The 11,636-nt window shown below is 70.2% G+C and carries 8 protein-coding genes; 7 read left to right on the top strand and 1 reads right to left on the bottom strand.

The genetic code is table 11. From position 1 onward, the window contains the following. Positions 1-8 precede the first annotated feature (8 nt). Positions 9-863 (bottom strand): PAC2 family protein, encoded by an 855-nt coding sequence (locus J2S63_RS19955; RefSeq protein ID WP_310306053.1) that lies wholly within the window; start codon positions 861-863, stop codon positions 9-11. A 164-nt stretch (positions 864-1,027) separates the two neighbouring features. Here J2S63_RS19955 and metH point away from each other — a divergent pair, with 164 nt between their 5' ends. The 7 genes from metH (at position 1,028) to J2S63_RS19920 (ending at position 11,621) form a co-directional block, all read left to right on the top strand. Then, positions 1,028-4,699 carry a methionine synthase gene (gene metH / locus J2S63_RS19950; protein WP_374725148.1) on the top strand — a complete coding sequence of 1,224 codons (3,672 nt, stop codon included), beginning with the start codon at positions 1,028-1,030 and terminating at the stop codon, positions 4,697-4,699. Between the two features lies 1 nt (position 4,700). Next, positions 4,701-5,390, top strand: a complete 690-nt coding sequence (locus tag J2S63_RS19945; protein WP_310306049.1) for an HAD family hydrolase — start codon at positions 4,701-4,703, stop codon at positions 5,388-5,390. Between the two features lie 182 nt (positions 5,391-5,572). Further along, entirely contained in the window at positions 5,573-7,177 is a 1,605-nt protein-coding gene (locus J2S63_RS19940; protein WP_310306048.1) for an ABC transporter substrate-binding protein, read from the top strand. Between the two features lie 92 nt (positions 7,178-7,269). After that, positions 7,270-8,298 carry an ABC transporter permease gene (locus J2S63_RS19935; protein WP_310306046.1) on the top strand — a complete coding sequence of 343 codons (1,029 nt, stop codon included), beginning with the start codon at positions 7,270-7,272 and terminating at the stop codon, positions 8,296-8,298. Continuing rightward, positions 8,298-9,248, top strand: coding sequence for an ABC transporter permease (locus tag J2S63_RS19930; RefSeq protein ID WP_310306043.1), 951 nt, complete (start codon positions 8,298-8,300; stop codon positions 9,246-9,248). The genes J2S63_RS19935 and J2S63_RS19930 overlap by 1 nt, the downstream gene beginning before the upstream one ends. After that, positions 9,245-10,303, top strand: a complete 1,059-nt coding sequence (locus J2S63_RS19925; RefSeq protein WP_310306040.1) for an ABC transporter ATP-binding protein — start codon at positions 9,245-9,247, stop codon at positions 10,301-10,303. Before J2S63_RS19930 ends, J2S63_RS19925 begins: the two co-directional genes overlap by 4 nt. After that, the gene (locus J2S63_RS19920) at positions 10,287-11,621 is read left to right on the top strand and encodes an ABC transporter ATP-binding protein (RefSeq protein WP_310306038.1); all 1,335 of its coding nucleotides are present in this window, start codon (positions 10,287-10,289) and stop codon (positions 11,619-11,621) included. Before J2S63_RS19925 ends, J2S63_RS19920 begins: the two co-directional genes overlap by 17 nt. Positions 11,622-11,636 lie beyond the last annotated feature (15 nt).

The raw sequence follows: 11,636 nt of genomic DNA, 5'->3' as shown, positions 1-11,636 counted from the left end.
GCGCCCGCTCAGCTGCCGGCCGGGGGGTCCTGGCGGCGGAGGAAGCGCTCGAACTCACGGGCGATGGACTCACCGCTGGCCTCGGGCAGGTCGGCGGTGTCACGGGACTCCTCGAGGGCGCGGACGTACTCCCCGATCTCGGCGTCCTCCTCGGCGAGCTCGGTGACCCCGCGCTCCCAGGCCCGCGACTCCTCCTGCAGGTCGCCCAGCGGGATCGGGATCTCGAGCAGCTCCTCGAGCTGGCCGAGCAGGGCGAGCGTGGCCTTGGGGCAGGGTGGCTGGGCGACGTAGTGGGGGACCGCCGCCCAGAACGACGTGGCCGGCATGTCGGTGCGGATGCAGGCGTCCTGGAAGACCCCGACGATGCCGGTCGGGCCCTCGTAGTGGGAGGGCTCGAGGCCCAGCCGGTCCTGGATCCCCGGCTCGGTGGAGCTGCCGGAGATCGGGATGGGCCGCGTGTGCGGGCTGTCGGCGAGCAGGGCACCGAAGGTCACCACGTGGCTGACCTCGAGCTCGTCGGCCGCGGCCAGCAGCTCGGCGCAGAACTGCCGCCAGCGCATGTTGGGCTCGATCCCGCGCAGCAGGATCACGTCACGCAGGGAGCCCGGGGGAGACACGACGGACAGCTGGGTCGAGGGCCAGGTGATCCGGCGGTGGCCGTGCTCGTCGGTCTCGATGAGCGGGCGGTTCATCTGGAAGTCGTAGAAGTCCTCGGGGTCCATCACCGCGACGAGCGTGCTCTCCCAGACCGACAGGAGGTGGTCGACGACCCCCGACGCGGCGTCGGCGGCGTCGTTCCACCCCTCGAAGGCGGCGACCAGGACGGGGTCGCGCAGCGGGCCCACCGGCTCGATCTCGATCACATGACCAGCCTATGACCTGGGCACCTGCGAACCACGGGCATGAGATGCGGGCGCGCCTGCGTGCCTGCGGTCGTTACCGTTGATCCGTCCCCCACCTGTGAAGGAACCCCGTGAGCCACGCTGCCGACCTGCGACCCGACGCCACCGCTGCCCTGGCGGACGTGATGGCCGAGCGCGTCCTGGTCATCGACGGAGCGATGGGCACGCTGATCCAGCGGCACCACCTCGACGAGGCGGGCTACCGCGGCGAGCGGTTCGCCGACTGGGACCGGGACGTCCAGGGCAACAACGAGCTGCTCTCGCTCAGCCAGCCGCAGATCATCGAGGAGATCCACCGCGCCTACCTCGAGGCGGGCGCGGACATCGTCGCCACCAACACCTTCAACGCCCAGCGCATCTCCCAGGCCGACTACGGCATGGAGGAGCTGTCCCGCGAGCTCAACCTGGCCTCGGCCCGGCTGGCCCGGCAGGCCTGCGACGCGGTGACCGCGGAGGACACCTCCCGGCCCCGCTACGTCGCCGGTGCCATCGGCCCGACCAACCGGACCGCGTCGATCTCGCCCGACGTCAACGACCCGGGGGCGCGCAACGTCTCCTTCACCGACCTGGTCGAGGCCTACCTCGAGCAGGCCCGCGGGCTCGTCGAGGGCGGCGCCGACCTGCTCCTGGTCGAGACGATCTTCGACACCCTCAACGCCAAGGCCGCGATCTTCGCCCTGGAGACGCTGTTCGAGGAGCACGGCCGCCGCTGGCCGGTCGTCGTGTCCGGCACCATCACCGACGCCTCCGGCCGCACGCTGTCCGGCCAGGTCACCGAGGCGTTCTGGAACTCCGTGCGCCACGTCCGCCCGCTCGCTGTCGGCCTCAACTGCGCACTGGGCGCGGCCGACCTTCGGCCCTACGTCGCCGAGCTCTCCCGCGTCGCGGACTGCTTCGTCTCGGCCTACCCCAACGCCGGCCTGCCCAACGAGTTCGGGGAGTACGACGAGTCGCCCGACCAGATGGCCGAGGTGCTCGGCGAGTTCGCCTCCTCGGGGCTGGTCAACATCCTCGGCGGCTGCTGCGGCACCACCCCGGAGCACATCGCCGCGATCGAGTCGGCGGCGCGAGCGGGCACGACGCGCACCCTGCCCGTCGTACCTCCGGCGACCCGGACCTCCGGCCTCGAGCCGTTCAACATCACCGGCGACTCGCTGTTCGTCAACGTGGGGGAGCGGACCAACATCACCGGGTCGGCCCGCTTCCGCAACCTGATCAAGGCCGAGGACTACGGGACGGCCCTGCAGGTCGCGCGGCAGCAGGTCGAGTCCGGTGCGCAGGTCATCGACGTCAACATGGACGAGGGCATGATCGACGGCGTCGCGGCCATGGACCGCTTCACCAAGCTCATCGCCACCGAGCCCGACATCAGCAAGGTCCCGCTGATGATCGACTCCTCCAAGTGGGAGGTGATCGAGGCGGGCCTGCGCACCACCCAGGGCAAGTGCATCGTCAACTCGATCTCCCTCAAGGAGGGCGAGGAGAAGTTCCTCGAGCACGCCCGCCTGTGCCGCAAGTACGGCGCCGCGGCGGTCGTCATGGCCTTCGACGAGGACGGCCAGGCCGACTCGTTGCAGCGACGGGTCGAGGTGTGCGAGCGGGCCTACCGCCTGCTCGTCGACAAGGTCGGGTTCGACCCGCGCGACATCGTCTTCGACCCCAACGTGTTCGCGGTCGCGACCGGCATCGAGGAGCACGCCAACTACGGTGTCGACTTCATCGAGGCCGTCCGGTGGATCAAGCAGAACCTCCCCGGCGCGCTGACCTCCGGTGGCATCTCCAACGTCTCGTTCTCGTTCCGCGGCAACAACGCGGTGCGCGAGGCGATCCACGCGGTCTTCCTGTTCCACGCGATCGAGGCGGGCCTCGACATGGGCATCGTCAACGCCGGTGCCCTCGTGGTCTACGACGAGATCGACCCGGAGCTGCGCGACCGCATCGAGGACGTCATCCTCAACCGCCGGCCCGACGCCGCCGAGCGCCTGCTGGAGATCGCCGAGTCCTACCGCTCCGACGGCGCCGAGGCCGAGCAGGCCACCGAGGCCTGGCGCGACCTGCCGGTCGACGAGCGCATCACCCACGCGCTGGTCAAGGGCATCGACGACCACGTCGAGGCCGACACCGAGGAGCTGCGCGCCCTCATCTCCGAGCGTGGTGGCAAGCCGCTCGAGGTGATCGAGGGCCCGCTGATGGACGGCATGAACGTCGTCGGCGACCTCTTCGGCGCCGGCAAGATGTTCCTGCCCCAGGTGGTGAAGTCGGCCCGCGTGATGAAGAAGGCGGTGGCCTACCTCATCCCGTTCATCGAGGCCGAGAAGGACCCCGACGCGCCGGTGAAGGCCAAGGGCAAGATCGTCACCGCGACCGTCAAGGGCGACGTCCACGACATCGGCAAGAACATCGTCGGGGTCGTGCTGCAGTGCAACAACTACGACGTGGTCGACCTCGGCGTCATGGTGCCCGCGCAGAAGATCCTCGAGGCCGCGCGCGAGGAGAAGGCCGACATCATCGGCCTGTCCGGCCTGATCACCCCCTCGCTCGACGAGATGGTCAACGTCGCCACGGAGATGAAGCGGCAGGGCTTCGAGATCCCACTGCTCATCGGCGGCGCGACGACGAGCCGGGCGCACACCGCGGTCAAGATCGACCAGTCGTACGACGGCCCGGTCGTCTGGGTGAAGGACGCCTCCCGGTCGGTGCCGGTGGTCAGCCAGCTGCTGTCCGACGAGCGCCGCGACGCGCTGCTCGCTGACGTCAAGGAGGACTTCGACTCGATCCGGGAGCGCCACGCCAGCCGGCAGAAGCGCCGTCCGCTGACGCCCATCGACAAGGCCCGCGCCAACAAGGCCCAGCTCGACTGGACGACGTACCTCCCGCCGCAGCCCAAGAGCCGCGAGCTGCTGGTCCTCGACCAGGACCTCGCCGAGCTGCGCACCTACATCGACTGGCAGCCGTTCTTCAACGCCTGGGAGATCCGCGGGCGCTTCCCCGACCTGCTCAACGCACCGACGTCCGGCGAGGCCGCACGCCGGCTGTACGACGACGGGCTGGCCATGCTCGACCGGCTCGAGACCTCGGGCATCCTGCGCGCCAACGGGGTGGTCGGCCTCTTCCCGGCCGCCTCCACCGGTGACGACGTCGAGGTCTACGCCGACGACGAGCGCCAGGAGGTGCGTGCCGTGCTGCACCACCTGCGTCAGCAGGGCGAGCAGCGCCACGGGCTCCCGCACCGCTGCCTGGCCGACTTCGTCGCGCCCAAGGGGTCCGGCCTGCACGACCACGTCGGTGGGTTCGCGGTCACCGCGGGCATCGGTTCGTCCGAGGAGGTCGCGCGGCTGCGCACGGAGCTCGACGACTACAACGCGATCCTCCTGGAGTCGCTCGCCGACCGGCTCGCCGAGGCCTTCGCCGAGCGCCTCCACGAGCGCGTGCGCACCGAGGTCTGGGGCTACGCGCCCGACGAGCACCTCGACAACCGCCAGCTCATCAAGGAGGAGTACGCCGGCATCCGGCCGGCGCCCGGCTACCCCGCCTGCCCCGACCACACCGAGAAGGCCACCCTGTGGGAGCTGCTCGACGTGGAGGAGCGGGTCGGCATCCGGCTGACCGAGAGCATGGCGATGTGGCCGGGCGCCTCGGTGAGCGGCTGGTACCTCTCCCACCCCGACTCGCAGTACTTCGTCGTCGGCCGCCTCGGCCCCGACCAGGTCGCCGACTACGCCCGCCGCAAGGGGTGGACGCTCAAGGAGGCCGAGCGGTGGCTCGCCCCCAACCTCGGCTACGAGCCCGAGGACTGAGGTGGACGACCCGACCCCGGCCGACCGACGAGGTCCGGGCCGGTTCCCCGCGGCCGTCCTGTGGGACATGGACGGCACCCTGGTCGACACCGAGCCCTACTGGATCGCCGTCGAGACCGAGGTGGTCGAGGCGCACGGCGGCACGTGGAGCCACGACCAGGCGCTCGACCTGGTCGGCAACGAGCTGATCGTGTCCGCGACGATGCTGCGCGACAAGTCCGGCATCGACCTCGAGCCGGAGGTCATCGTCGACCTGCTGCTCGACGGCGTCGTGGCCCGGGTGCAGCGCTCGGTGCCGTGGCGGCCCGGGGCACGGGAGCTGCTCGAGGAGCTCCGCGTCGCCGGCGTCCCGTGCGCGCTGGTCACGATGTCCTACCAGCGGTTCGTGGAGCCGGTGCTCGCCTCGCTGCCCGAGGGCTCGTTCGCCGAGGTCGTGACCGGTGACCAGGTCGAGTTCGGCAAGCCCCACCCCGAGCCCTACCTCCAGGCCGCACGGCTGCTCGGCGTACGCCCCGAGGACTGCGTGGCCATCGAGGACTCCAACACCGGCGCGCGCTCCGCCGAGGCTGCCGGCTGCGTGGTGCTGGTGATCGAGAACCACGTGCCGGTGGCGCCGAGCGACCGCCGCGTGTTCCGCGAGACGCTGGCCGTCGTCGGCCTCGACCAGCTCAGGTCGCTGGACCTCGACTGAGCCCGATCACCGGGGCCGGAGGGCCCGATCACCGGGCCGGATCCGGAATCGTTGTCGATTCGCGACCTTCCCGTGCCGTTTCAGTGGTGGTCGAGGCTCCCCGCTCAGCGTTACCTTGCGAGCCGGGCTCCGCCGGCGGCGGAGCTCTCGACTCGAACAACGACCTGAAGAGGTACGAAGTGATGCGCAAGAGGGGCATGCTCGCGGCGGTCAGCGCGGGCGTCATGGTCGCCTCGCTCGCCGCGTGCGGCGGCGACGACGGAGGCAGCAGCAGCAACACCGGCGGCGGGGGAGGCGACGGCAGCAAGTACATCCTCGGCACCACCGAGTCCGTCACCGCGATGGACCCGGCCGGTTCCTACGACTTCGGCTCGTGGAACATGCAGTACGCCATCTTCCAGCAGCTGATGACGATCAACGCCAACGAGACCGAGCCGGTCGCCGACGCCGCGAGCTGCGACTACGACGACCCCCAGACCGTCACCTGCAAGCTCACGAGCGGGCTGAAGTTCTCCAACGGCGACGAGCTGACGTCCTCCGACGTGCTCTTCAGCTTCAAGCGCAACATCGACATCGCCGACCCCAACGGCTCCGCGGTGCTCCTCGGCCAGCTGACCGACAAGGACGGCAAGTTCCGTGCGGACTCGATCGAGACGCCGGACGACACCACCGTGACGTTCCACCTCAACACCCCGGACACCACGTTCCTCAAGCTGCTCTCGACCGCGACCACCTCGATCGTCGACGAGGACGTCTTCCCCGCCGACAAGCTGCTCGACGACGACAAGGTGATCGGCTCCGGCCCGCTCAAGCTGTCGCAGTACAAGCCCGGCGAGCAGGCGGTCCTCGAGGCCAACGCCTCCTACAAGGGCGAGAAGAAGTCCAAGTCGTCACAGATCTTCGTCCAGTACTTCAAGGACCCGGCCCCCCTCAAGGAGGCGATCAAGACCGGTCAGGTCGACATCGCCTGGCGCACGCTGTCCCCGACGGACCTGCAGGACCTCAAGGACAACAGCAACGCCCAGGTCCTCGAGGGCGGCGGCGCTGAGTTCCGCTACTGGGTCTTCCAGCTCGGCACCGCCACGGGCAAGCAGAAGGCCGTCCGCCAGGCCGTCGCCCAGCTGATCGACCGCGACGCCATCACCCAGGACGCCTACGACGGCACCACCGCCCCGGCCTACTCCATCGTCCCGCCCGGCTTCGGCGGCCAGAAGGACTCCTTCAAGGAGAAGTACGGCGCCGCACCCGACACCGCCAAGGCCAAGCAGATCCTCAGCCAGGCCGGCGTGAAGACACCGGTCGACCTGACCATCGGCTGGACGCCGACCCACTACGGCCCCAACCTGGTCGACGAGGCCAAGGACCTCTCCGACCAGCTCAACGAGAGCGGCCTGTTCAAGGTCGCGCTCAAGAGCGCGGAGTGGGAGCAGTACCAGACGCTCTACAAGAAGAACGCCTACGACCTCTTCGCGCTCGGCTGGTACCCCGACATCCTGGACGCCGACAACTACCTGACGCCGTTCATCAAGGACGGTGGCTTCTTCGCCAACGGCTACAGCAACCCCGAGGTGAACAAGCTCCTCGAGCAGGAGCTCGCCGAGACCGACACCAACAAGCGCGACGAGATCATCGGGCAGCTGCAGGACATCGCTGCCGAGGACGTGCCCTACATCCCGTCGTGGTTCGGCAAGAACGTCGCCGTGGCCGGCCCGGGGATGCAGGGGGTCAAGGAGACCCTCGACCCGACGTACATCTTCCGCCTCTGGACGATCAGCAAGTCGTCCTGATCTCGTGTGGAGGGCCCGGGGGACACTCCCGGGCCCTTCACGCACGTGTGCCCACCCCGAGGTCCACTGACCTCCCCTCCTAGGAGACCCCGATGGCTGTCGCGGGCGGCTCGCTGCCGCGCTACATCGGACAGCGGCTGGTGCTGCTGGTCCCGATGATCTGGCTCGTGCTCACGCTGGTGTTCCTCATGCTCCGCGTGGCCCCTGGTGACCCGGTCAGCGCCGCCGTGGGCGGCCGGCTCAGCGAGGACGAGCTCGACCGGCGTCGTGCGTCGCTCGGGCTCGACCGGCCGCTGTGGGTGCAGTACCTCGAGTACCTCGGCCAGGTCGCGCACCTCAACCTGGGCAAGGCCCTGTCCGACAACCGTCCGGTCATCGACATCATCCGCGACAACGGCGGGGCGACCCTGACGCTCACGATCGGGGCCTTCCTCTTCGCCCTGGTCATCGGCATCCCGCTGGGCCTCATGGCCGGGCGGCGCCGCGACTCCTTCGCCGACATCGTGATCCGCCTGTTCGGCATCGTCACCTACGCCGCCCCGATCTTCGTCGTGGGCCTGGTGCTCGTCCTCATCGTCGCCAGCGCCGGCACGGGGTGGCCGACGTACGACATCGCCTCGCCGGTCACCAAGTTCACCGTCCAGCCCAAGACCCACATCCTGCTGCTCGACGCCGTCCTGTCCGGCAACGGAGCGGCCGTCACCGACGTGCTGAAGCACCACGTCCTGCCCTGCTTCACCCTCGGTCTGCTGCTCTGCGGCGTCTTCATCCGGCTCGTGCGGGTCAACCTGCTCCAGACCCTCAAGGGCGACTACGTCGAGGCCGCCCGTGCCCGCGGCATCCCCGAGCGCTACGTCATCCGTCGCCACGCGTTCCGCAACGCGCTGGTGCCGGTGGTCACCGTCATCGGCCTGCAGGTGGCGCTCACGCTCTCGGGGGCGGTGCTCACCGAGAGCACCTTCAACTGGCCGGGGCTGGGCACGGAGCTGATCGACTACCTCAACGCGCGTGACTACGCGGCGGTGCAGGGGCTGGTCACGTTCTTCGCCCTCATCGTCGTGGTGATGAGCGTGCTGGTCGACATCCTCAACGCCCTGATCGACCCGAGAGTGAGCTACTGATGGCCAACCGCGCTCTCTCCCGGCTGACCAGTCCGTTCCGGACGACCAGCGGACCGGCCCGCTGGCTGCTGGTCACCGGGTTGCTGATCACGCTCGCCTTCATCGTGGTCGCGATCTTCGCCCCCTGGATCGCGCCCACCGACTTCTCCCAGTCCAAGGTCGACGGGGTCAAGCTGCCCAAGCTGCAGGCGCCGTCGGGAGCCCACGTCTTCGGCACCAACGACCAGTTCTACGACGTCCTGTCCCGCGTCATCTGGGGTGCGCGCACGGGCCTCACGGTCGTGGTGCTCTCGGTGCTGCTCTCGGTGGTGGCCGGCGTCGTGCTGGGCCTGGTCTCCGGCTACGTCGGTGGCTGGACCGACCGGCTGCTGGTGTTCTTCACCGACGCGATCTACGCGTTCCCCACGCTGCTCCTGGCGATCGTCTTCAGCTTCCTGCTCAGCGGGAAGCTGGGCGGCGGCGTGCTGGCCGCCGCGATCTCGCTGACGGTCATCTACATCCCGCAGTACTTCCGCGTGGTCCGCAACACGACCGTCTCGGCCCGCGAGGCGACGTACGTCGAGGCCGCGCGCGCGATCGGCGCGAAGGACTCCACGATCATGTGGCGCTACCTGTTCGGCAACGTGATCGGCTCGGTCCCGGTGATCGGCACCCTCAACGCCGCCGACGCGCTCGGCACGCTCGCGGCCCTCGGCTTCCTCGGCTTCGGCATCCAGCCGACCGAGGCCGCGGAGTGGGGCTACGACCTCGACCGCGCCCTGGACGACGTGTCGGCGGGGATCTGGTGGACCGCGGCGTTCCCGGGCGCCGCCATCGTCCTGCTCATCGTCGGCCTGACTCTGGTCGGCGAGGGGCTCAACGAGACGATCAACCCGGTGCTGCGCAAGCGCCGGCTGCGCAAGGTGGTCCTGCCGCCGCGTGACCGAGAGACGACGGAGGTCGGCCAGTGACCAGCACCAGCGCGTCCGCACCCGCCCGCGAGGAGGTGATCCGGGCCGATGACATCCGCGTCTGGTACGCCACCGACCGCGGCCCCGTCCGCGCCGTCGACGGGGTCTCCTTCTCGGTGCGGCAGGGCGAGATCCTCGGCCTGGTGGGGGAGTCCGGCTGCGGCAAGTCGACCCTCGGGCGGGGCCTCCTCGGCCTGCTGCCCGACGGGGCGGCGATGGACGGCGGGCTCACCTTCGGCGGTGAGGACCTGCTCGCGATCGACCCCAAGCAGCTCTACAAGCGCCGCGGCCAGGAGCTCGGGATGATCTTCCAGGAGCCCCTGACCCGGCTCAACCCGCTGATGCGGGTCAGCGAGCACTTCCTGGAGACGCTGCGCACGCACGAGCCCGACCTGCGCAAGGAGGACATGGAGAAGCGCTCGCTCGACGTGCTGCGGCGCATGGGCATCCCGCCCACCCGCTGGCGCTCCTACCCGCACGAGTTCTCCGGCGGCATGCGCCAGCGCCTGATGATCGCGCTCGCCCTCGTGCTGCGACCGCGGTTCGTGGTCGCCGACGAGCCGACCACCGCGCTCGACGTCCTCGTCGAGGCCCAGATCATCCGGATCCTGCACGACCTGCGCCGCGAGTTCGACACCTCGCTGCTGCTGATCACCCACAACCTCGGCATCATCGCCGAGGCCTGCGACCGGGTCGCGGTGATGTACGCCGGCCGCATCGTGGAGATCGGCGACGCCCGGGAGGTCTTCGCCCACCCGCAGCACCCCTACACCCAGGAGCTGCTGCGTTCGACGATCTCGCTCTCGACGACGGGCCTGCACTACATCCCGGGCGCCCCGCCGGACCTGGTCACCCCGCCGCAGGGCTGCCACTTCCACCCGCGCTGCCCGCAGGCGCTCCAGCAGTGCCTGGAGGACCCGCCGGTCGAGACCCTCGACTCCGGCACCCGCGTCGAGTGCTGGGTGGCGGCCCGTGACGCCGGTCTCGCCACGATCCCTGCCGGTCGCGACGAGCCCCTCGAGCAGAAGGAGCTCTCCGTTGCCGACGAAGCCTGAGACCGCGAGCGCCCCCGCGCGCACCGACGACGTGCTGATGGAGCTCGACGACCTGGCCGTGCACTACCAGCTCCGCGGCGGCAGCCTGGCGCGCCTGCTGGGTCGCGACACCGGCACGGTCAAGGCGGTGGACGGCGTCGACATCGACCTGCGCAAGGGAGAGGTGCTGGGCCTGGTGGGGGAGTCCGGGTCCGGCAAGACCACCCTCGGGCGCGCCCTGCTCGGCCTGGTGCGGCCCACCCAGGGGGCGATCCGCTACCACCACGGGGACGGCGGCACCACCGACCTGGCCGAGTGCTCGGCCAAGCGGCTGCGCGAGCTGCGCACCGACCTCCAGATGGTCTTCCAGGACCCCCACGCGGCGCTCAACCCGTCGATGGACCTCGAGACCGCGGTGGGCCACCCGCTCAGGATCCACGGCATCGCCTCGGGCGACGAGCTGCGACGGCGCGTCGTCGCCGCGCTGGAACGCGTGGGCCTCGCGCCCGCGGAGCAGTTCCTCCGCAAGTACCCCTCCGACCTGTCCGGGGGCCAGAAGCAGCGTGCCGTCATCGCCCGGGCCGTGATCCTCGACCCCGAGCTGCTCGTGGCCGACGAGCCGATCTCCATGCTCGACATGAGCGTGCGCGCCAAGATCCTCCAGCTCATGCTCGACCTCAAGGACGACCTCGGGCTCACCTACGTCTACATCACCCACGACCTGGCCACCGCGAAGTTCTTCTGCGACCGCGTCGCGATCATGTACCTCGGCCGCATCGTCGAGATCGGGCCGACCCAGGAGATCTTCGAGGACCCCAAGCACCCCTACACCAAGGCGCTGCTCAAGGCCATCCCCGAGCCCGACCCCACCCGCATGGTGCCGCGCGACCTGCCCCGCGGGGAGATCCCCGACGCCGCCAGCCCGCCGCTCGGGTGCTCGTTCCACCCGCGCTGCCCGGAGGCGACCTCGACCTGCGGCTGGGAGTCGCGGGACCTGCGGGCCCTGCTGGAGGAGCACTGGACCCGGCGCGACTCCGAGGTCTACCTCCGCGAGCGCAGCCTGGTCGGTGACCTGGAGGTGTTCGACCGGCCGGCCACGGAGGTCACCTTCGGCGGCGCCGACCCAGACGGGGCCAGGCGGCTGGTCGAGGAGATCCGGTCCGAGCGCCCCGACGAGCCGCTGTGGAAGGGCGTCGAGGACATCTCGTCCGGAGCCTCCGGGGTCACCGTCCGCTTCGCGGAGGGCGAGGACCCGGCGCTGCGGAGGGCAGGCGGCGTCGACGTCGCCTGCGTGCTGTACGCCGACGAGTCGTCCGGGTCACCCACCGCCGAGCGGTGAGCCCGACTGAGCCCC

It is taken from the genome of Nocardioides marmoribigeumensis (genome assembly GCF_031458325.1).
GTDB lineage: Bacteria > Actinomycetota > Actinomycetes > Propionibacteriales > Nocardioidaceae > Marmoricola_A > Marmoricola_A marmoribigeumensis.
Note: the sequence above shows the minus strand (reverse complement) of the source record. Positions and strands in the feature narration are given on the sequence as shown.